The 20,250-nt window shown below is 73.3% G+C and carries 17 protein-coding genes and 2 pseudogenes; 8 read left to right on the plus strand and 11 right to left on the minus strand.

The annotated features are described in order from the left end of the window. Positions 1–146 precede the first annotated feature (146 nt). Both EV376_RS00795 and EV376_RS00800 read right to left on the minus strand, forming a co-directional pair. Positions 147–3,140, minus strand: a complete 2,994-nt coding sequence (locus EV376_RS00795) for a UPF0182 family protein (protein WP_207227988.1) — start codon at positions 3,138–3,140, stop codon at positions 147–149. Positions 3,141–3,250: 110 nt separating this feature from the next. After that, positions 3,251–4,264, minus strand: a complete 1,014-nt coding sequence (locus tag EV376_RS00800; RefSeq protein ID WP_130320250.1) for a YlbL family protein — start codon at positions 4,262–4,264, stop codon at positions 3,251–3,253. A 182-nt stretch (positions 4,265–4,446) separates the two neighbouring features. On the opposite strand from EV376_RS00800, the gene EV376_RS00805 reads away from it, so the two are divergent. After that, the gene (locus EV376_RS00805; protein ID WP_130328472.1) at positions 4,447–5,655 is read left to right on the plus strand and encodes a zinc-dependent metalloprotease; all 1,209 of its coding nucleotides are present in this window, start codon (positions 4,447–4,449) and stop codon (positions 5,653–5,655) included. Positions 5,656–5,754: 99 nt separating this feature from the next. On the opposite strand, the pseudogene EV376_RS30620 reads toward EV376_RS00805, so the two are convergent. The 3 genes and pseudogenes from EV376_RS30620 to EV376_RS00815 all read right to left on the minus strand — a co-directional run. Beyond that, positions 5,755–6,153, minus strand: a pseudogene (locus EV376_RS30620) (hypothetical protein); the annotation flags it as partial. Between the two features lie 297 nt (positions 6,154–6,450). Further along, positions 6,451–6,696: pseudogene (locus EV376_RS30625) on the minus strand (hypothetical protein); the annotation flags it as partial. A 127-nt stretch (positions 6,697–6,823) separates the two neighbouring features. Next, positions 6,824–7,342, minus strand: a complete 519-nt coding sequence (locus EV376_RS00815) for a M48 metallopeptidase family protein (protein WP_130328473.1) — start codon at positions 7,340–7,342, stop codon at positions 6,824–6,826. A gap of 498 nt (positions 7,343–7,840) precedes the next feature. On the opposite strand from EV376_RS00815, the gene EV376_RS30020 reads away from it, so the two are divergent. The 3 genes from EV376_RS30020 to EV376_RS00825 all read left to right on the plus strand — a co-directional run bounded on the left by EV376_RS30020 (position 7,841) and on the right by EV376_RS00825 (position 10,718). Further along, positions 7,841–8,008: a DUF5679 domain-containing protein gene (locus EV376_RS30020; protein WP_007464795.1), complete on the plus strand. Its 168-nt coding sequence runs from the start codon at positions 7,841–7,843 to the stop codon at positions 8,006–8,008. A gap of 193 nt (positions 8,009–8,201) precedes the next feature. After that, complete coding sequence (locus EV376_RS00820) at positions 8,202–9,251, plus strand: PqqD family protein (RefSeq protein WP_130320252.1); 1,050 nt, start codon at positions 8,202–8,204, stop codon at positions 9,249–9,251. A 120-nt stretch (positions 9,252–9,371) separates the two neighbouring features. Next, positions 9,372–10,718 carry an ABC1 kinase family protein gene (locus EV376_RS00825; RefSeq protein ID WP_130320253.1) on the plus strand — a complete coding sequence of 449 codons (1,347 nt, stop codon included), beginning with the start codon at positions 9,372–9,374 and terminating at the stop codon, positions 10,716–10,718. 345 nt (positions 10,719–11,063) lie between these two features. Here EV376_RS00825 and EV376_RS00830 read toward each other — a convergent pair whose 3' ends face one another. From EV376_RS00830 to EV376_RS00840, 3 genes are all read right to left on the minus strand, one after another. Continuing rightward, a complete protein-coding gene (locus EV376_RS00830) occupies positions 11,064–11,426 on the minus strand; it encodes a WhiB family transcriptional regulator (RefSeq protein WP_130320254.1) in 363 nt (120 codons plus the stop codon). 131 nt (positions 11,427–11,557) lie between these two features. Next, entirely contained in the window at positions 11,558–11,815 is a 258-nt protein-coding gene (locus EV376_RS00835) for a hypothetical protein (RefSeq protein ID WP_130320255.1), read from the minus strand. A 124-nt stretch (positions 11,816–11,939) separates the two neighbouring features. Beyond that, positions 11,940–14,099: an ATP-dependent DNA helicase UvrD2 gene (locus EV376_RS00840; RefSeq protein WP_130320256.1), complete on the minus strand. Its 2,160-nt coding sequence runs from the start codon at positions 14,097–14,099 to the stop codon at positions 11,940–11,942. Positions 14,100–14,180: 81 nt separating this feature from the next. Here EV376_RS00840 and EV376_RS00845 point away from each other — a divergent pair, with 81 nt between their 5' ends. Then, positions 14,181–14,423, plus strand: coding sequence for a mycoredoxin (locus EV376_RS00845; RefSeq protein WP_130320257.1), 243 nt, complete (start codon positions 14,181–14,183; stop codon positions 14,421–14,423). Positions 14,424–14,483: 60 nt separating this feature from the next. On the opposite strand, the gene EV376_RS00850 is transcribed toward EV376_RS00845, so the two are convergent. Continuing rightward, positions 14,484–15,758, minus strand: a complete 1,275-nt coding sequence (locus EV376_RS00850; RefSeq protein ID WP_130320258.1) for an MFS transporter — start codon at positions 15,756–15,758, stop codon at positions 14,484–14,486. A gap of 162 nt (positions 15,759–15,920) precedes the next feature. On the opposite strand from EV376_RS00850, the gene EV376_RS00855 reads away from it, so the two are divergent. The 3 genes from EV376_RS00855 to EV376_RS00865 all read left to right on the plus strand — a co-directional run bounded on the left by EV376_RS00855 (position 15,921) and on the right by EV376_RS00865 (position 17,680). Further along, entirely contained in the window at positions 15,921–16,901 is a 981-nt protein-coding gene (locus tag EV376_RS00855; protein WP_130320259.1) for a Scr1 family TA system antitoxin-like transcriptional regulator, read from the plus strand. Between the two features lie 74 nt (positions 16,902–16,975). Then, a complete protein-coding gene (locus EV376_RS00860; RefSeq protein ID WP_130320260.1) occupies positions 16,976–17,203 on the plus strand; it encodes a DUF397 domain-containing protein in 228 nt (75 codons plus the stop codon). Between the two features lie 201 nt (positions 17,204–17,404). Further along, entirely contained in the window at positions 17,405–17,680 is a 276-nt protein-coding gene (locus EV376_RS00865; protein WP_130320261.1) for a hypothetical protein, read from the plus strand. Positions 17,681–17,886: 206 nt separating this feature from the next. On the opposite strand, the gene nudC is transcribed toward EV376_RS00865, so the two are convergent. Together nudC and EV376_RS00875 are read right to left on the minus strand one after the other, a co-directional pair. Next, the gene (gene nudC, locus EV376_RS00870; RefSeq protein ID WP_130320262.1) at positions 17,887–18,834 is read right to left on the minus strand and encodes an NAD(+) diphosphatase; all 948 of its coding nucleotides are present in this window, start codon (positions 18,832–18,834) and stop codon (positions 17,887–17,889) included. Continuing rightward, entirely contained in the window at positions 18,831–20,171 is a 1,341-nt protein-coding gene (locus EV376_RS00875; protein WP_130320263.1) for a M16 family metallopeptidase, read from the minus strand. Before EV376_RS00875 ends, nudC begins: the two co-directional genes overlap by 4 nt. Positions 20,172–20,250: the final 79 nt, after the last annotated feature.

Here is a 20,250-nt window from a genome sequence, read left to right on the forward strand (position 1 = left end):
TCCTCATCACGTGTCTCCCGGGCCGGTCACCGTCATCTGCTGTGAGAACGGGGCCGCGGCCCGCCGGGTTGCACCCGGCGGGCCGCGAACACGGCGGCGCCCCCGGATCCGCTCACCGGATCCGGGGGCGCCGCCGTTTCGCCGGGTCAGCCGCCGGGTGTTCCCGAGGGGGTGGGTGTCGGCGTGCCGCCGGCGCCCGGCGTCGGGGCGGCGGCACCCTGGGCCTGCTGGAACGCGGTGATCGCCTCGTCCAGCGCCTTCAGCGCCCGGCCGTACCGTTCGAAGTCGCCCGAGGCCTGCGCGGCCCGGACCTCCGCGATCGCCGCCTGGACCCGGTTCGCCGCCTCGGCCAGCTCACCGGTGAGCGGGGGCGGGGTGGTGCCCGGCGACGGCGTCGCCGACGGTGACGGCGAGGGCTCCCCGGACGGCGGTGGCGGCGGGGTCGGCGTGCCGGCCTGCTTGCCCTGCTCGACGAGTTGCTTGATCCCGTCGGTCAGGTTGTCGGCCAGCACGACGAACGAGCCGCCGTCGCCGTACGACAGGAGCACCTTCTGCAGCAGCGGGTATGCGTCCTGCTGGTTGCTCTTCACGTAGACCGGCTCGACGTAGAGCATGCCGTTGCCGAACGGCAGGGAGAGCAGGTTGCCGTACTGCACCTGCGCCTGGTTCGACGAGAGCAGGTTGAGCTGCTGCCGGATCTGCGCGTTGTTGGTCATCTGCTGGTGCACCTGCACCGGACCGGAGATCCGGGTCTGGTCCGGCAGCTCCAGCACCTCGAGGCGCGGCTCCCCGTCCACGTACGAGCCCGAGATCAGCGCGGCCAGGTTCTGCCGGCCGTTCGGGGTGACCGCGGCGGTGAGCTGGAAGCGCGCCGAGTCCTGGCCGGGGAACTGGGTGAACAGGTAGTACGGCGGCTGCTTCTGCCCGCTGTCCGGAGCGTCCGGCACGTTGGGCACCTGCCAGAAGTCCTGCCCCGAGTAGAAGTCGCCGGGGTTGGTGACGTGGAACCGGGTGAGCAGGTTGCGCTGCACCTTGAACAGGTCGGCCGGGTAGCGGAAGTGCTCGGTCAGCTCGGCCGGGATCTCCGACTTCGGCTTGACGAGGTCACCGCCGAAGGCCTTGTTCCACGCCTTGAGGACCGGGTCGCCCTCGTCGAACTCGTAGAGGGTGACCGTGCCGTCGTACGCGTCGACGGTCGCCTTCACCGAGTTGCGGATGTAGTTGACGTTCTCCCGGGCCAGCTGGAAGGTGCCCCGGTTGGTCAGCTCGTCGGTGGTCTCGGTCTGCAGGTTGATCCGCTCGGCGTACGGGTAGGTCGCGGCGGTGGTGTAGCCGTCGATGATCCACTGCACCCGGCCGTCGACCACCGCCGGATACGGGTCGCCGTCCACGGTGAGGAACGGGGCGACCTTCTCCACCCGGTCGCGCGGGTTGCGGACGTAGAGCAGCTTCGAGTTCTCGTTGACCGCCTCGGAGAGCAGGAAGTTCGTCTCCTGCTCCTTGATGGCGTACAGCAGGCGGCGGGTGAACGAGCCGATCTCGACGCCGCCGGAGCCGGTGTAGGTGTAGTACGACTCACGCCCGTCGTCGCCCTCGCCCACCGGCCGGTCGAACTCGGCCGGGTTGGCGTCCGGGTTCGACCGGCCGACGATGGCGTAGTCCCCGGCCTCCATCCGCTCGCCGAAGTAGATGCGCGGCTGGGTGGCCGGGATCTGCTCGGTCTGGGAGGAGCACGCCTCCTGGGCCTTCTCGCCGAGGAAGCCGGAGACGAAGAACGGCTGGCCACCGCAGACGACCTGGTTGGCGGGGGCGGCGACCACGCCGTAACCGTGGGTGTAGACGGTGTGCCGGTTGATCCAGTTGCTCTGCTGGGCGGTCAGCTCGCCGTAGTTGATCTCGCGGACGCCGACCACGTAGTCCTGCGTCTTGCCGTTGACCGTGTACCGGTCGATGTCCAGCTTCGGCCCGAAGTCGTAGAAGCCGCGGACCTGCTGCAGCTGCGTGTACGTCTCGCTGACCAGCTGCGGGTCGAGCAGACGGGCGTTCGGCACCACGGCGGTGTCGGTGGCCAGGGTCGCCGGCGGGGTCAGGTTGCTGGCCGCGTACGGCTCGGTCTCGACGCCGTCCAGGTTGAAGGCCGTGCGCGTCGCGTCGATGCTGCGCTGGATGTACGGCGCCTCCTTGTCCCGGGCGCTCGGCTTCACCTCGAAGGTCTGCACCGCCCACGGGTAGATGCCGCCGATGGCCACCGCCGACACGCCGAGCAGGGCCAGCGAGATGCCCGGCCAGACCAGGTTCCGCATCCAGGCGTTGGAGAACAGGATGATCGCGATCGCCACGACGACCGAGATGTAGGCGAGGATCTCCTTCGCCGGCAACAGCGCGTTGACGTCCGCGTAGCCGGCGCCGTACACGTTGGCGCCGTCGTTGTACTCCAGCAGCATCGCCCGCCGGTCCAGCACGTACGCGACGGCCTTGAGCAGCACGAAGGCGGCGACCAGGGCACTCAGGTGGGCGCGCGCCGCGTTGCTCATCCGGTCGCCGACGCCCTGCAGCCGGACGCCGCCGAAGATGTAGTGCACGGCGAGCGACCCGATGAGGGCCAGCACCACCGCGGTGAACCCCACCCCGAGGAGGTAACGCCAGAACGGCAGGTCGAAGACGTAGAAGCCGACGTCGACGCCGAACTCCGGGTCCTTCACGCCGAAGTCGCCACCGTTGCGGAACAGCAACCACTGGTTCCACCGGCTCTGCGCGGACAGGCCGGCGAAGAGGCCGACCACGGCGGAGACCAGGGCGATCCAGGTGCCGAGCCGGGGGCTCAGCAGCATCCGGTAGCGCTCGAGGGTGGCCTGCTCCGGGGACTGCGGCCGCAGCCGGGGCCGCATCCGCTGCGCCAGCCAGAGGTTGCCGCCGATGACGACCGCCATGCCGAGCCCGATGGTGAGGAAGAGCAGCAGCCGGGTGACGAGCACCCCGGTGAACACCTGCTTGTAGTCGACCTCGCCGAACCACAGCCAGTCGGTCCACGCCTGCACACCCCAGCCGAGCAGGGTGAACAGCACGAACACCCCGACCAGGACACCGATCGTGACGCGTCCGCGTCGGCTCATCCTCGGCAGGGGGGCACTGCTACGCATGACCACTGTTGGCTCCGCACGCTCGATGTGATCGGCTCCGACCAGGCCACCAGAGTACGGGGTCTTCCTGAACGTGTCGGTCCATGGTCATGGCGCGGGCGGCGCGGCGGTCAGCAGCGGGCCGGTTCGCCCCCCGTACGCAGCGTCTCCAGGGCGGTCAGCGCCTCGTCCAGCGTGGCGACCCTGAGCAGCGGCAGGCCGGGCTGCGGGTTGCGCTTGGCCTCGGCGCAGTTGTCGGCCGGGACCAGGAACACGGTCGCGCCGGCGTCCTTCGCGCCGACCAGTTTCTGGGCGATGCCGCCGATCGGACCGACCCGGCCCTCGTCGTCGATGGTGCCGGTGCCGGCGATGATCCGGCCGCCGGTCAGATCCTCCGGGGTCAGCTTGTCGACGATCCCGAGGGCGAACATGAGGCCGGCGCTCGGGCCGCCGATGTCCGCCAGGGAGATCGTCAGCGTGAACGGGTGCGGCTGCTGCTGGTCGATCTCGACGCCGATCCGGGGACGGCCGTCCTGCTCCCGGCTGGTGATCCGGGCGGTGCCCGCGGTGCCGTCGCGGGTGTAGCCGATCTCCAGGGCGGTGCCGGCCGGCTTGGCGCGGATCAGCTCGGTGAGCCGGCTGGCCGCCGTCACCGGCTGCCCGTCGACCGAGGTCAGCACATCGCCGGGCTTCAGGACGGCGGCCGACGGGCCGTCCCCGGCGACCGTCTTGACCACCACCTGCACCGGGAAGCCGAGCTCACGCAGCGCCGCCGTCTCCGCACTGGTCTGGGAGACCTTGAAGTCCTCCGCGTTCCGCTCCTCGACCTCCTCCCGGGACTCCCCCGGCGGGTACACCAGCTCGCGGGGCACCACCGCCTCGTCGTCGGAGAACCAGCCCTGGATGGCGGAGCGCAGCTTGACCGAGGGCTGCACCCCGACCGTGGTCAGCCGCAGTTGGCCCGCCGACGTGGAGGTCTCCCGCCCGGTGACCTGGATGACCTCCTTGCCGTCCTCGGTGCCCAGCGTGTTGACGGTCGGGCCGGGGCCGAGCACCACGTACGGGATGGGCGCCGCCAGCACGCCGATGCTGAGCAGGGTGGTGAGCAGAGCACCGAGCAGGACGGTCACGCCGCGACGTCTCATGCCGCAGAGCGTACCGATCGGGTGCGGCCGGGCCGGCGGACGAGCCGGGACTTCGCCGTGAGCGCAACGCCAGCGGACGCGGCCTGGGGCGGGGCGCGCGTACCGTAGACCTCGTGCCTGATATTCCGTTCGGTTTCGCGCTCCCGGGTGGGCAACCACCAGACCCCAACGACCCCGCGCAGATGCAGCAGTTCATGGCGCAGCTGCAGCACCTGCTCTCGGCGCCCGGCAGCGGCCCGGTGAACTGGGACCTGGCCCGCCAGGTGGCCGCGAGCCAGCTCGCCGCCGCCGGCGATCCGGCGGTCTCGCCGTACGAGCGCAACGCGGTGGAGGAGGCCCTGCGCCTGGCCGACCTGTGGCTGGAGCCGGCCTCCGCGCTGCCGTCGGGCATCCACACCTCGGTCGCGTGGAACCGGAACGAGTGGATCTACAAGACCCTCGACGTGTGGCGCAAGCTGTGCGACCCGGTGGCCAGCCGGATGGTCGGCGCCATGGGCGACCTGGTGCCGCCGGAGGCACGGGCCCAGCTCGGCCCGATGCAGTCGATGGTGGCCACGCTCGGCGGGGCCCTCTTCGGTGGCCAACTGGGCCAGGCCCTCGGCTCGCTCGCCGCCGAGGTGCTCTCGGCGGGCGACATCGGGCTGCCGCTCGGCCCGGCCGGCACGGCCGCGCTCATCCCGGCCAACATCCGGGAGTACGGCGCCGGCCTGGAGCTGCCCGAGGACGAGGTCCGCCTCTACGTGGCCCTGCGCGAGGCCGCCCACCAGCGGCTCTTCCAGCACGTGCCGTGGCTGCGCGGGCACGTGCTCAGCGCGGTGGAGATGTACGCGGCGGGCATCCGGGTCAACCGCGAGGCGATCGAGGAGGCGATGGGCCGGGTCGATCCGACCGATCCGGAATCGATGCAGGCGATCGCGCTGGAGGGCATCTTCACCCCGGAGGACAGTCCGGCCCAGAAGGCCTCGCTGGCCCGGCTGGAGACCGCACTCGCCCTGGTCGAGGGCTGGGTCTGCCACGTCGTGGACAGCGCCGCCGGCAACCGGCTGCCCAACGTCGTCCGGCTCGGCGAGGCGTTCCGGCGGCGGCGGGCCGCGGGCGGCCCCGCCGAGCAGACCTTCGCCGCACTGGTCGGTCTGGAGTTGCGGCCGCGCCGGCTGCGGGAGGCGGCGGCGCTGTGGGCGGCGCTCACCGAGCACCGGGGGATCGCCGGCCGGGATGCCCTGTGGGGCCACCCCGACCTGCTGCCCTCCGACGACGACTTCGCCGACCCGGTGGCGTTCGCGCGGTCCCAGCTCGACCTCGGCGAGCTGGAGAACTTCGACTTCAGCGCCCCCGGTGGTCCGCAGGAGCAGCCCCCGGCCGAGCCGGACGAGGGCCCGGAGACCCGCTGACCGCACCGGGCCGACTGATCATGAGGTTGGCGGCGATGCCGATCTCCGGCACCACCGCCAACGTCATGGTCAACGCGGGCCCGCCCGGCGGTGGCCGGGTCAGCGCAGGCGGCCGGTGCCGGAGAGCAGGGCGCGGGTGGCGTCCCAGCCCTCGATGGCCGGGTTCAGCCGGGCCAGGTCGGCCGGGCCGCGTAGCCGGTGCCACGCCGGCGTGACCGCGAGTTCGCCGGGTCGGGGCGCCGCCGCGCGTACGGCCGCGGGCACGGCGCTGTCCAGGTCCAGCTCCGGCAGCCACTCCGGTACGGGCAGCCGGGCCGCCACGCCGAGCAGGCCGGGCCCACTCCCCTCGACCGGTGCCACCGCCAGCGGTCGGGTGGTGAGCGGCCGGAGCAGCTTGCCGATGATCAGGCCCGGTACGTCCGGTGCGTCCCCGGCGATCACCGCCACCTGGCCGTAGGCCCCGGAGGGCACCTCGCGGTCCGCGCCGGCCGGCTGGCCCTGCTCGTCCCACGCCGGCTGTTCGGGCACCGGCTCGCCCGCCCCCTCGCCGCCCATCGGGTCGGGCCCGTGCCCCACGGCGGCCAGGCCGGGCTCGCGGGTCGGCCCACCGTTCACCGGTCCCGGCCGGTGGGCCGGCCCACCGAGGGCCGGGCTCGGCTCGCGCGTCAGCCCACCGGTCGCCGGGTCGGCCGCGCCCACCGGTCCGGGGCCGGCTCCGGCGCCGCGCGACAGCACCGGGACCGAGGGGTCACCCGGATCCGGGGTGGCGTCCGGCGCGGCCTGGACGTCCGGCCCGCAGGCGGCGAGTACGGCGTCGACGGTCGGGGTCGGCACCTCGTAGACCCTGGTCCCGGGCCAGACCACGGCGTCGGCGAGCCAGCGGTCGGCCGGGGTCACGGCGACCGCGGTCTCGACCTCGTTCAGCGTGGCGAGCAGGTCGACCACGTCCTCGGCGAGCGCGGTACGCCACTCGGTCGGGTCGATACCGGGCGGCGTCCAGGCGACCGGACCGAGCAACGCCACCACCACACGTCGTGCCACGGCCCGACCCTAACGCGTAGCGCCCCGCCGCGACCGTGATCGACTCCGCGTGCAGGTGCCGTACGCGTTGACAAGGCAGCCCTGCTCTACCGCAGGCGTCGAGAAGGGGCTCCTCCTCACCGCAGGGTCAGGAGACGGAGACGGCCGCCACACCCTCCAGGTAGCCCCGGGCCCGCTCGGTCTTCGGGTACCGGCCGACCAGCTCCCAGAACCGTGCGTTGTGGCTCGGGACGATGAGGTGCGCCAGTTCGTGCAGCAGCACGTAGTCGATGACCCAGTCCGGCATGTCCTGCACCCGGTGCGAGATGCGGATCGTCCGGTCCGCCGGGGTGCAGGAACCCCACCGGCCGTTCTGGTTGGTGACCCAGCGCACACTGGCCGGTACGGCGTCCAGCCCGTGATCGGCCAGGTAGAGCGTGATCAACCGGGTGGCGCGCGCCAGCAGCTCGTCATCGGACCGGGCGAACCGGCCCTCGCGGGCGGCGAGCCGGGCGAGCATGCGGTCGACCCACTCGCTCTCCTCGGCCCGGGAGAACTGGTCGGGGATCAGGACGACGACCCGCTCACCGTCGCGGTACGCGGACACCGTGCGCCGCCGGCGCTGGCTGCGCCGTACCTCGACGACCGGCTTGCGCGGCGCTGCCATCAGCGAGCCGCGCAGCCTCGGATTCCTGTCACGAGGCATAGCTAATGCGTACTGACCAGGGTCCGCAAGGGCCTACCCCACGACACGCGCCCGGAAAATGGGGATTGGTCGCTGGTAGTCCCGAAAATTTCTGTGACGGAGCGTCTTCATCGACGGTCCGTGACGGCGAACGGCCGCCCGCGGGCGCCCGTCTCCACGTTAGGTGATCATCAGAGCGCCGGTCGCGCCGGGTCCCCTGGGCCCTGATCCGGGCATCCGGTCGGCGTGTCCCCGCCAAACTCACTTATCAGACGTATTTCGCCATGCACACTCTCGACGTCAACTTGCTCACAGTGTCGATGCGGAGCTGACATGGAACCGCCCAGACCTGGGTAGGGTCCGCGGACCAGCGGTCACGACGGTGGCCGCGCCGAAAGACCCAGCGCCGGAGCCCCGTGGCCCGCCGCCGGGAACACCGCCGGATGAGCGTTCGCCGGCGGACGAGACGAGGAGGGCACCGTGGCCGACCAGGCCCAGACCTACAACGGTTACTGCGTCAAGTGCAAGGAGAAGCGGGACTTCGAGGGACACGTCGAGGTCTCCAAGACCGGGATGAACATGGCCAAGGGCAAGTGTCCGGTGTGCGGCACAACAGTGAACCGCATCCTGGGCAAGGCCAAGGTCTGAACGTCCCGGACCGCGCGGAAGGGGTGGCCGTCCGGCCACCCCTTCCGCCGTGCCGGCCACTGTCGGTTGCCGGACAGGCACCCCCAGTACCTGTGGAAAACTCGCTGAATCCTGTGGACAACCCTGGACAGGGCTATGCACACCTGTGGACAACGATCCACGGAAAGCACGGACGCGGTCACTATTCGTGTCCATGAGCCCAGCCGCCCTGCCCCGACCGACCCTGCTTCCCGGTCTCACGCTCCTCTGGCGGGACCGGCACACCCTGCAGCTCGGCGTCGACCCCGGCCGGGCGGTGCTGTTGGAGCTGGCCAATCCCCGGGCCGCCCGGCTCCTCGACCTCCTCGACGGCGCGCACAGCGAGCGGCACGTCGTCGAGCACGCGGCCACGCTCGACGTCGGGCGGGACGAGGCCCGCACGCTGCTGGACGCGCTACGGGCGGCCGGCCTGGTCGTACCCGCGCACACGCTGCTGCCGCGGGACCTGGCCGGCCCGCCGCGCGCCCGGCTCGCCGCCGAGGCCGGGGCGCTCGCCCTGACCGCGCGGCTGCCCGGAACGCCCGCCCAGGTGCTGCGCCGCCGCCGGGCCGCCCGGGTGCTGGTGACCGGAGCCGGCCGGCTCGGCGCCCCGGTGACCGTCGCCTTGGCCCAGGCCGGGATCGGCCACGTCCGGCCGCAGCTGGCCGGCCCGGTCCGGCCGGCGGACCTGGTCGGCACCGGGATCGACGCCGCCGACCTGGGCCGGTCGCTCGACGACGCGGTCCGCGACGCGCTGCTGCGGTCCGCGCCGGGCACCGCCACCGGCCCACTCCGCCCGGGCCGGGCGGATCTCGTGGTCCAGCTCGGCACGGACCGGCCGGCCGCTCTGCTCGCCGCCGCCCACGCCCAGCGCCGCCAGGCGTACCTGCTGATCGACCTCCGCGAGGCCGTGCCGGTCATCGGGCCGCTGGTCCGGCCGCCCGTCGGCCCCTGCGTGAACTGCCTCGACCTGCACCGGACGGACCGCGACGCCGACTGGCCGGCGCTCGCCGCTCAGCTCGCCGGTGCGGCGCCGGAGGATGCCTGCGCCGCGGCGACGCTGCTCGCCGCCGCGGCGTACGCCACCGGGGAGGCGCTGGCCCACCTCGACGGGGGTACGCCGGAGACGGTCGCCTGCACGGTCGAGGTCACCGCGGCCGGCCGGCTGCGTCGCCGGCTCTGGGCGCCCCACCCGTCCTGCGCCTGCTCCCGGCAGCCCCGGTGAGGCCCGTCCCCCACCGATCGGCCCACCGGATCGGCCCCGGCGACCGACTCGTCAGCGTTGGGGCACCCCAGCCCGCCGGCACGGCAGCCGCGGGCCCGCCGAGTCGGTAACAATGACCAGGTGACCGACATCCCGCGCCGGGCCGTGTCCCGGACCGCCAAGCTCGCCGCTCTACCGCTCGGCTTCGCCGGTCGGACCGTCCTGGGCATGGGTAAGCGCGTCACCGGGCTCGCCTCCGACGTCATCTCCGCCGAGATCCAGCAACGCACGGCCGAGCAGCTCTTCAGCGTTCTCGGGCAGCTCAAGGGCGGCGCGATGAAGTTCGGCCAGGCGCTGTCGGTCTTCGAGGCGGCCCTGCCCGAGGAGATCGCCGCCCCCTACCGGCAGGCGCTGACCAAGCTCCAGGAGGCCGCGCCACCGCTGCCCGTGGCGAGCGTGCACAAGGTGCTCGCCGAGCAGCTCGGCCCGGACTGGCGGGACCGGTTCGTCGAGTTCGACGACACCCCGGCCGCCGCCGCCAGCATCGGGCAGGTGCACCGCGCGCTCTGGCGTGACCCGGGCTACGACCCGGCGGGCGCGCCGCGCAGCCGCGACGTCGCAGTCAAGATCCAGTACCCGGGCGCCGGTGACGCCCTGCTGGCCGACCTCAAGCAGCTCTCCCGGCTGGGCGGGATGTTCCGGGCCATCCAGCCGGGGCTCGACGTCAAGCCGCTCCTGGCCGAGCTCCGGGAGCGGATCACCGAGGAGCTGGACTACGAGTTGGAGGCCGAGTCGCAGCGGGCCTTCGCCACGGCGTACGCGGACGACCCGGAGATCTTCATCCCGGCGGTGGTCGCCGCGTCTCCCCGCGTCCTCGTGACCGAGTGGGTCGAGGGGACACCCCTGTCGAAGATCATCCGGGAGGGCAGCGAGGAGCAGCGCGACGAGGCGGGCCGGCTGATGGCCACCCTGCACCTCTCCGCCCCGATGCGGGCCGGGCTGCTGCACGCCGACCCGCACCCGGGCAACTTCCGGCTGCTGCCGGACGGGCGGCTCGGGGTGATCGACTTCGGAGCGGTCGCCCGGATGCCCGAGGGCACGCCCGAGCCGATCGGCCGCATCGCCGCCCTGGCCCTGCGCGGCGACGCCGACGAGGTGGTGCAGGGTCTCCGCTCGGAGGGCTTCATCGGCTCCACCGAGCAGATCGACGCCCCGGCGGTGCTCGACTTCCTCCGCCCGATGCTGGAACCCATCGCCGCCGACGAGTTCCGGTTCACCCGGGCCTGGCTGCGTGCCGAGGCGACCCGCCTGGCCAGCCCCCGCTCGCCCGCTTACCAGCTGAGCCGGCAACTCAACCTGCCCCCGTCGTACCTGCTGATCCACCGGGTGACGCTGGGTTCGATCGGGGTGCTCTGCCAGCTCGAGGCGAAGGCCCCGTACCGGGGCATCCTGGAACGCTGGCTGCCCGGCTTCGCGCCGGTCGCCTGATCCGCCGACGGGCGCGCCCGGAGTGATCCGGACGCGCCCGTCGCGCGTGATGGTGTCATCCCGGGGCCCTTCCGACGCCGGAGGCGTAGCGAAGGGACCCTTCCCTACAGAACGCCCAGCTCGCGGGCCGACCGGTTGCGGGCGGCCATGGCGACGGTACGGGCGGAACGGTGTGCCTCAGTGCTCGTGGTGCTGCGACCGGCCTGAGGCCGGAGCATTCGAGCCCTCGACAACGCTTCGTTGAGTAGTTGCAGGTCGGTTCCGTTCGACAGGTGCAGCATCTTCGTCAACTTTCTCGTCGGCCGGTGGGACACCGGCGATCGGTTCGTGCGGATCGGGAAGTTGTCAGGCCGCCAGCCGGACCGCGTCACGCGTGGACAGCCCACTGGCTGCCAGGCGCGCCTCGGCCTCGACCCGGAGCGCGGCGTCACGGGCGACGTCCTCCTTGCGCGGACGGCCACGGGGCCGCTTGCGCGGAACGACCGCGCCACGCTCGAAGATCTCGCCACCCCAGACGCCCCAGGGCTCGGCCCGCTCCACCGCACCGGCGAGGCACTCGACGCGCAGCGGGCAGTCCCCGCAGAGCGACTTGGCCAGCTCGAGCTCGGTGGGCGAGTCAGAGAACCACAGGTCGGGGTCGAACTTCCGGCAGGGCAGGTTCGCCTCCAGCTCGACGTTCGCGTCGAGCGGGGCCAACGCCAGACTCATCGCCCGGTCACCTCTCTCTCACTTCGATCTTGTGGATCGCTTTTCCGACGTACTTCGGCGGGGCAAAAAACTAGGCCGCGGATCCCGGTATGCGGGTTCCGCGGCCTCGAGGTGAGCCGGTGGTCTGGTGATCAGACCGGTCTACCTCGAGGTGGAACACCGCGGACGTCCATGCGCCGCTTGGCGCCATCGACACCCTTGGCCGTGAAGCCACTGGTCCCCTGGATCCCGTTCGGTGCCGGCGCGAGAATCAGCTCGGCCTGAGTCTCGACCTGGTGCACCTGCGGAACCGACGGGCGCGGAGCGGCGACGGCCACCCGGACAGCCGACAGCGGAGCGACGGCAGCGGGCAGCGCCGCCGGACGCTCGTTCATGTAGAAGATCTCCATCGGTGCCACCTCCCTGACGTGCTCTCGTGTCGACTGGACCTCACGCTCGTGAGCAGCCCGAATGCCGCCGCTCGCGAGGTGTGCCATGAGGCTATGACGCACCCCGGGGCGAGGGCAAACGAATTTACGGCGAGATTTCGAAAGTTTTCTCCGGGCAGATCTCGTCCACCGCCGCGCCGGCCACCAGCGCCAGCACCGCCTCCCCGTACAGGCCCAGCTTGCGGGGCCCGATGCCGGCGATCGCGGTGAGGTCCCGGGGCTGGCGGGGCCGCCGCTCGGCCAGCGCGACCAGGGTCGCGTCGGTGAAGACCACGTACGCCGGAACCCGCTGGCCACCGGCCACCCGGCGCCGCCACTCGCGCAGCCGCTCGTGCAGTTCCTCGTCGATGTCCGACGGGCAGGTCGCGCACCGGCCCACCTTGCGGTCCGGGCCGGCGAGCAGGGTGGCACCGCAGATCCGGCAGGAGACGATCTGCGTACGCCGCCGGTCCGCGCGCCGCACCCCGCCGGCACCGGCCCGCTCGGCCCCGCCCGAACGGTCCAGCTGGGGCAGGAAGCGGCAGGGCCGCCGGGCCCGCCCGCCGGGCGAACGGGCCGAGGCGTACGACAGCCAGAGCCACTCCCGGGCCCGGGTGATGCCGACGTAGAGCAGGCGGCGCTCCTCCTCCACCTGCTCGGGGGTCTTCGCGTACGTGGTGGGGAGGGTGCCCTCGGAGAGGCCGACCAGGAACACCGCGTCCCACTCCAGGCCCTTCGCGGAGTGCAGGGAGGCGAGCGTCACACCCTCGACCGTCGGCGCGTGCTGGGCGGCGGCCCGCCGGGCCAACTCCTCGGTGAAGTCGGCGAGCGTGACCGGGCGCTCGACCGCCGCCGCCGGCCCGATCGGCAGGACCGGTGCGGTGGCCGCGTACTCCTCGGCGAGCTGGACCAGCGCGGCGAGCGCCTCCCACCGCTCGCGGGCGGCGCCACCGGCGGGCGGGGTGTCCGGTGCCCAGCCCACCGCCGCCAGCGCCTCGACCACGGCGGCCGGCAGCGGGGTCTCCCCCGGGATGGACCGGGTGGCGGCCCGCAGCGCGACCATCGCCTGCCGGACCTCGACCCGCTCGAAGAACCGCTCCGCGCCCTGCACCTGGTACGGCACCTCGACCTCGGTCAGCGCCTTCTCGTACGCCTCGGACTGCGCGTTGGTGCGGAAGAGCACGGCGATCTCCCGGGCCGGCGTGCCGGCGTCGACCAGGGCCCGGCAGCGGGCGGCGACCGCGGCCGCCTCGGCCGGCTCGTCGGTGAAGATCCGCAGCTCGGGCTCCGGGCCGGGCGGGCGCTGGCCCACCAGCTCCAGGCGCAGGCGCGCCTCGGTGCCCCGGGCCTGCGAGATCACCGCGTTGGCCAGCCCGACCACCTGCGGGGTGGAGCGGTAGTCGCGGACCAGGCGGACCACCGTCGCGCCCCGGTGCCGGCGGGGGAAGTCGACCAGGTACGACGAGGTGGCGCCGGTGAACGAGTAGATGGTCTGGCTGGCGTCGCCGACCACGGTCAGGTCGTCCCGGCCGCCGAGCCACGCCTCCAGCAGCCGCTGCTGGAGCGGGTTGACGTCCTGGTACTCGTCGACGACGAAGTGCCGGTACTGGGCGCGGACCTGCTCGGCGACGTCCGGGTGCTCCTCGATGCCCCAGACCGCGGCGCGCAGCATGTCCTCGAAGTCGATCACCCCACCGGACCGCTTGACCTGCTCGTACGCGGCGAAGACGGCGGCGACCTGGGCCGCCTCGTACGGGGTCTCGCGCAGCGCCTTGGCGGCCGCCACCACGTACTCCCCGGGCTCGACCAGGGACGACTTGGCCCACTCGATCTCGCCGGCGAGGTCGCGGGCGCCGGTCCGGTCGGCGCGGATCCCGACCTTCGCGGCGGCGAGGGTGACCAGCCGGACCTTGCTGTCCAGCAGCTCCGGCATCGCGCGCCCGTCCAGCAGCCGGGGCGCGAAGTAGCGCACCTGGCGCAGCGCTGCGGCATGGAAGGTGCGCGCCTGCACGCCCGGCACCCCGAGCGCGCTGAGCCGGCTGCGCATCTCGGCGGCGGCCCGGGCGGTGAAGGTGACCGCGAGCACGTGCCGGGCGGAGATCTCGCCGGCCAGCGCCCGGTAGGCGATCCGCGAGGTGACCGCCCGGGTCTTCCCGGTGCCGGCGCCGGCGAGGATGCAGACCGGGCCGGCCGGGGCGGTCACCGCCGACCGTTGCTCCGGGTCGAGCCCGGCGAGCACGCGCTCGGACGCTGAGTGAACCACCACAGCGAGGAATTGTTCCAGCAGGGCCGGACGTTGCTGCGGATAGCCTTGCTTGACTCTCGACCGGACCTTGGAGGCCTGACGATGCTGACGATGTATTCCACCCCCTGGTGCGGCTACTGCCACCGGCTGAAGTCGCAGCTAGACCGGGAGGGCATCGGGTACGAGGTGGTCGACATCGAGCAGGACCCGGCGGCCGCCGAGTTCGTGATGAGCGTCAACGGCGGCAACCAGACCGTGCCGACGCTCCGCTTCGCCGACGGCAGTGCGCTGACCAACCCCTCGATCACCCAGGTCAAGAACCACCTGGCCACCCTGGCCGCCTGACCCCCACCCACCCCGCCCCCGGGCGCCGCCCGGGCGCCGCCCAAGCTGTCGATCATGAAGTTATCGCCCCGGCGACCGGCGTGTCGCGCCGATAACTTCATGATCGACCGGTGGTCTCGGGGTGGGTAGGGCGGGGTGGTCAGGGCTGGGGGGTGGGGGCGGGGTCAGGGTGCGGTTGCGCCAGAGGTAGGCGCCGGCGAGCAGCGTGGCCAGGCCCACGGCCGCGAAGAGCAGCCGGTAGTCGAACACCCCGACGAGCAGGGCGCCGCCGCCGATGGAGAGCGCCTGCGGGCCGCTGACCACCGCCTCGGAGGCGGCGGCGACCCGCCCGATGAGCCCCGGCGGCGTGCGCCGCTGGATCAGCGTGTGCAGCCCGACCATGGTCAGCGGCAGCGACACCCCGGCCAGCAGGACGGCGGCGAACCCCAGCCAGAGGCTCGGGTACGCCAGCGCCAGCGCGGCCGGCCCGAACAGCGCCACCCCGGCCGCGAGCGTGCCCACCTCGCCCGCCCGCCGCACCACCCCGGGGGACAGCAGCCCACCGACCAGCCCGCCGATCCCCTGCACGGTCACCAGCACGCCGACGAACGCGGCGTCGCGGCGGAGCCCCAGATCGACGTACGCGAAGATCAGTGACTCGCTGAAACCCATCACCAGCGAGCCGGCGCCGTAGCCGAGCAGGGCCCGGCGCAGGGCCGGCTCGCCGGCCAGGTGCCGCAGCCCGGCACCCAGCTCGGTCGACCAGCGCGGCTCCCGACGCGGCCGGGCCGGCTCGGCCACCCGGAGCAGGCCCACCACCGCCGCGGCGGCCAGGAAACCCGCCATCGCGACGCCGGCCAGCAGCCAGCCCCCGGCGACGGCGTAGAGGCCGGCCCCCGCCAGCGGGCCGACCAGCCGGAGCCCCTGGCGTACGGTCTGGAGCACGCCGTTCGCGTCGGCCAGCAGGTCCGCCGGCACCAGTTGCCGGATCAGGCCGCTGAGCAGCGCGCTGAGCGTGATGTACGACAGGCCGTAGAGCGCCGCCACCAGGTAGATGATCCACACGTCGGTGCGGTCGCGGACGGCGAACAGCGGCGTGAGCAGGGCCGCGGTGACCAGGTTGGCGGCCACGAAGAGCGGCCGCCGGGGATGCCGGTCGGCGAACCAGCCGACCAGGGGCGCCAGCGTCATCGGCGCGATGATCGCGAAGATGGTGGCCCCGGCCTGCCCGCTCGACCCGGTCAGCTCCTTCACCCAGACGGCGAGCGCGAGCAGCAGGATCGATTCGGCCGTCATGCTCGCCAGCAGCCCGCCGAGGAGCAGCCGGAAGTCCGGGCGGCGCAGGACGGTGCGCATGTGTCCTCCGTCGAGGGAGTGGTACGCGGCGTGCCGTCTTTCTGACGAGACACGCCCCCGCCGGAACCTCCGGCGCCGGTCGCGCCGTCCATACTGACGGTGGGGGGCGAATCTCATACAGTTACCGTCGCGTCCACGGCGGTCTACGGGAAAGAGGACATCGTGCCTCCTGCCGCACCCAGTCCCATCCTGCGACGGCGCAGGCTGGGCATCGAGCTGCGCCGGCTCCGCGAGGCGGCCGGTCTCACCGGGGACCAGGTCATCGAGCGGGTCGGCTGGGCCTCCGCGTCGAAGCTGTCCCGACTGGAGAACGGCCGCAGCCGGCCCGACCCGCAGGACGTCCGCGACCTGCTGGCGCTCTACCGGGCCGACCAGGCGCTGCGCGACGATCTGCTGGCCATCACGCAGGAGGCCGGGGACATGCGCGGCTGGCTGAAGAACTACCCGGTGATGACCCAGCAGCAGCGCAGCTTCGCCGAGCTGGAGGCGGGCTGCGTCGAGATCTCCGAGTACAACCCGGTCCTGGTGCCGGGCCTGCTGCAGACGCCCGGGTACGCCCGGGTCCGGATCGCCTCGGCCCGCGAGGTCGACGAGGCGGCCGGCGAGCCGGAGGACACCGAGGACATCGAGACCGAGGTCGCGGCCCGGCTGGCCCGGCAGTCGCTGCTCACCCGGGCGTCGGACGCGCCCCGGTACACGGCGGTGCTCGAAGAGGCGGCGCTCGGTGGCCGCGCCGGCCCGCCGGACGTGCTGCGGGAACAGCTGGGGCAGCTCTGCGAGCTGGCCATGCTGCCGAACGTCACGCTGCACGTGCTGCCCCGGGACGCGCGGGTGGGCGGCTGGTACCTGCCACCGACGGCGTTCTCCCTCTACCGGTTCGCCGATCCCCAGGATCCGGAGACCCTCGCGATCGAGGGCGGGTTCCTGAACACCATGTCGACGGAGGCAAAAGCACTAAATCGCTATAAAGTGGTGTTCGAGTGGTTATGCATGGCGGCGCTCTCCGCGTCGGACACCCTCTCCTGGCTGATCCAGGCCACGGGGCGGCTACCCGACGCGGCGGCCCCGTCCACAGTGGCGTACGGGCCGGCAACGGCGCCGGCCCAACGCCGCCGGCACCCCGGGCGCCTGACGGAACGGTGAACCAGGCCGCACCCCGCCGTCGGGCCGTGCGGCACCGCTCGTTCCATCGGTCGGTTCACCACAGGAGTGAGACCATGAACAAGATCCGCAACACGTCGTCCGCCATCGCCGAACTGGCCGAGGCACCGTGGCGAAAGAGCACGCGCAGCCAGACCTCCAACTGCGTCGAGGTGGCGCCGCTGTCGGCCGCGGTGGCCCTCCGGGACAGCAAGGACCGCGGTGGGCCGGTCCTGCTGTTCGACCGGGCCGAGTGGCGGAGCTTCCTGGCCAGCGCGAAGGAAGGCCGGTTCGACCGGACCTGACGGCCTGTCGCGGGGCCGCCGGTGTCGAGCCGGCGGCCCCTTCGCGTGTCCTGAACGGACGCCGCCTCGCCTGATCGGACAAGCCTCCCGGCCGATGGTGGCGTTTCGGTTGCCGGTGCCGCTACGCGGCGTAGCATTGCCGATGAATGACGTGGAACTTCCACCCCGTTCCCGATCGTCGCGGCACATCCGGAGACCGACATGCGGTTCCTGATCGTTCGCACCGACGTCCGCGCGGCAGCCGACACGGACATCGCCGCTGCCTGGGCCGGCGGAGGCCGCCTGCGCGACGAGACCGCCTGGCCCGAATCCCGCCGGCAGGTCGTCCACGCCGAGGACCGGGACGCCGCGCTGGTGCTGGCCCGGGCCCTCGCCTCGGTCGGTGCCGTCCGCGCCGGCCGGCAACGGGTGAAGGTGCTTCCGCTCGTCGAGCCGCATGCGCTCTGGCCGACCTGGCCGGACGACCGGGGCGGCTGACCACAGGCGTCCGTCGTGGCCGGCCCGGCTCCCCCGCCGTGTTCCTTGCCCCAGCCGGCCACGACGGCACGGTTCCCGGCCCGTGACCGTCGCGGCAACGGCGGTCACGGGCCGGGACCGTGTTCCGGCCCGGGCCGGTCGGCCCCGCGACACCTCCCAGCCAGGACGCCAGCCACCGCCCACCCGGCCGGCGTCGGCCGGCCCGGTCAGCAGCGGCCGTCGAGCCAGTGGTGGATCAGGAAGCGGGCGATCGACGACGACGGCGGCAGGGTCAGCCGGTCACCGTCCACGTCGACGGGCCGCCCGGCCAGCGCCGCCCCGATCTCGGCCCGGGTGAACCAGCGGGCGTGAGCGATCTCCGCCGGGTCGACCCGCAGCGGGTGCTCCGGATCGGCCGTGGCGTGGAAGCCCAGCATCAACGAGCCGGGGAACGGCCAGGCCTGGCTGCCCACGTACCCGATGCCGGTGACCGGGACGTCGACCTCCTCGCGGACCTCGCGCAGCACGGCCGCCTCGGCCGACTCGCCCGGCTCCACGTAGCCGGCGAGGCAGGAGAAGCGCCGCTCGCCCGGCACGCGCGGCCAGGCGACGTTGTTCCCGAGCAGGCAGCGCCCGTCGAGACCGGGTACGCCGTCGTGCACCAGGACGATCATCGCCGGGTCGGTACGCGGCCACATCCGCTCGCCGGCCGGCGCGACCCGGGACCAGCCGGCCTCGTCCATCGTGGTGGCGCTCCCGGTGAGCGGAGAGTAGGTGTGCCGCTGATGCCAGTTGAGCAACGCCAGGCCGGTGGTGAAGAGGCCGGCGTCACGGTCGGCGAGCAGGTGGCCGACCTCCCGCAGGTGCGCCGCGTGGGTGCCGGGCAGCGTCGGCAGCGGCGTGTCCACCGCGAACACCGGCACGCCGTCCGGCTCGACGCCGAGGAAGATCGCACGCGCGACGGCCTCGTCCGGTACGTCCCCGGGGCCGACCAGCACGAGCGCGGGTGGGTCGGAGCCGGCGCGCACCAGCGCCCGCCCCTCGTTCCCGCCGTCGAGCACCAGCACCCGGGCCCGCCCCCACGCCTGGCCCAGCCAGTCGGGGTCGGTACGCCGGTGCGCCGCCCGGTCCAGCGTGGAGCGGGCCAGCGGCGGGGCCGGCTCGCCGCCGTTCACTGCCCGACCGGTTCGGTGACGACGGTGGTGAGCGCCGCCAGCTGCGGGGCGACCCGCTCGGCATCGCCCAGGACCACGGTGACCGCCCGGGCCGGGGCGAGGTACCGGGCCGCCACCTCTGCCACGTCGGCCACGGTCGCCTTCGCCAGTCGCGCCGCGTGCTCGGCCAGGAAGTCCAGGCGCAGGCCGTTGCCGGCGTACGCGCTGGTCAGTGAGGCCAACCCGGCCTGGGTGGACATGCCGAGCTGGAGGGTGCCGAGGGCGTACTGCCGGGCCTGCTCCAGTTCCTCCTCCTTGGGCGGGACGGAGGCCAGCCGGCCCAGCTCGTACGTGGTCTCCAGCAGCGCCGGCCCGGTCACCTCGGTCGCCACCTCGGCGGCGGCCACCAGCACGGACCCGGCGACCGAGTGCTCCACCAGCGAGTGCGGCCCGTACGTGTAGCCCTTGTCCTCGCGGATGTTCTCCACCCAGCGCGAGGAGAAGTAACCACCGAAGATCAGGTTCGCCAGTTGCAGTGCGGCGTGGTCGGGGTAGGTCCGCGGCACCGCCGGCAGCGCCACGCGCAGCGACGACTGCACCGACCCGGGACGGTCGACGAGCAGCAGCGGCCCGGGCTCCAGCGGCGGGGTGGGCGGCAGGTCGGCGACGTGCCCGGCACCGTTCCAGCCGGACAGCGCCTTCTCGGCCGCATCCAGCGCCCGGTCCGGCTGCACGTCCCCGACCAGCACCAGGACCGCGTCGGCCGGGTGCACGCGCTGGGCGTGCAGGGTCCGCAGCACGCCCGGACGCACCGCCCGGACCTGCTCCGGCTCGGGGGTCTGCACCGCGTAGGGGTGCCGACCGTAGATCCGCTTGAGCAGGGCGGTGCGGGCCAGGTGTGCGGGCTGGCTCTGGGCCACCTGGATCCGGTCGATCAGCCGGTCCCGTTCGGTGGCGACGTCGTCGGCCGGGTACGTCGCACCGGTCAGCACGTCGGCCAGGAGCTCCAGCATCCGGTCCAGGCCGGTGACCAGGCCGGTGCCGGAGAGCATGAGCCGGTCCGGGTCGATCCCGGCGGACAGCCCGCCACCGACCTTCTGCAGCTCGGCGGCGATCTGCACGGCGGTCATCGCCTCCGTGCCGGAGAGCAGGGTCTGCGCGAGCATCGCGCCGCGGGCCAGGTGCACGCGCCCGAACGGCATCCAGAGCCGCAGCTCGACCAGGGGCACCGCCGGCCGGCGTACCGCGATCACGGTGAGGCCGTTGCCGAGGGTGCGCTCGGCCTGCTTCGGCAGCTTGAGCCGGCGGGTGGGGCCGAGCGGCGGCAGGGCGCGCGGCGCGGCGGGGACACCACTCATCGGAGCCTTCTTCGTTCGCGACTGCGGGGCTCGCAAACCCGGCTCACTCCTCGCGCTCACCGGAGCCTTCTTCGTTCGC

The sequence above is a fragment of the Micromonospora sp. CNZ295 genome, assembly GCF_004217535.1.

What these genes read in the sequence shown, in the direction of transcription:
- EV376_RS00795 (WP_207227988.1), bottom strand. Translation starts at nt 3,140, where the DNA reads ATGCGTAGCAGTGCCCCCCTGCCGAGGATGAGCCGACGCGGACGCGTC.
- EV376_RS00800 (WP_130320250.1), bottom strand. Translation starts at nt 4,264, where the DNA reads ATGAGACGTCGCGGCGTGACCGTCCTGCTCGGTGCTCTGCTCACCACC.
- EV376_RS00805 (WP_130328472.1), top strand. Translation starts at nt 4,447, where the DNA reads ATGCAGCAGTTCATGGCGCAGCTGCAGCACCTGCTCTCGGCGCCCGGC.
- EV376_RS00815 (WP_130328473.1), bottom strand. Translation starts at nt 7,342, where the DNA reads ATGGCAGCGCCGCGCAAGCCGGTCGTCGAGGTACGGCGCAGCCAGCGC.
- EV376_RS00820 (WP_130320252.1), top strand. Translation starts at nt 8,202, where the DNA reads ATGAGCCCAGCCGCCCTGCCCCGACCGACCCTGCTTCCCGGTCTCACG.
- EV376_RS00830 (WP_130320254.1), bottom strand. Translation starts at nt 11,426, where the DNA reads ATGAGTCTGGCGTTGGCCCCGCTCGACGCGAACGTCGAGCTGGAGGCG.
- EV376_RS00835 (WP_130320255.1), bottom strand. Translation starts at nt 11,815, where the DNA reads ATGGAGATCTTCTACATGAACGAGCGTCCGGCGGCGCTGCCCGCTGCC.
- EV376_RS00845 (WP_130320257.1), top strand. Translation starts at nt 14,181, where the DNA reads ATGCTGACGATGTATTCCACCCCCTGGTGCGGCTACTGCCACCGGCTG.
- EV376_RS00850 (WP_130320258.1), bottom strand. Translation starts at nt 15,758, where the DNA reads ATGCGCACCGTCCTGCGCCGCCCGGACTTCCGGCTGCTCCTCGGCGGG.
- EV376_RS00860 (WP_130320260.1), top strand. Translation starts at nt 16,976, where the DNA reads ATGAACAAGATCCGCAACACGTCGTCCGCCATCGCCGAACTGGCCGAG.
- EV376_RS00865 (WP_130320261.1), top strand. Translation starts at nt 17,405, where the DNA reads ATGCGGTTCCTGATCGTTCGCACCGACGTCCGCGCGGCAGCCGACACG.
- EV376_RS00875 (WP_130320263.1), bottom strand. Translation starts at nt 20,171, where the DNA reads ATGAGTGGTGTCCCCGCCGCGCCGCGCGCCCTGCCGCCGCTCGGCCCC.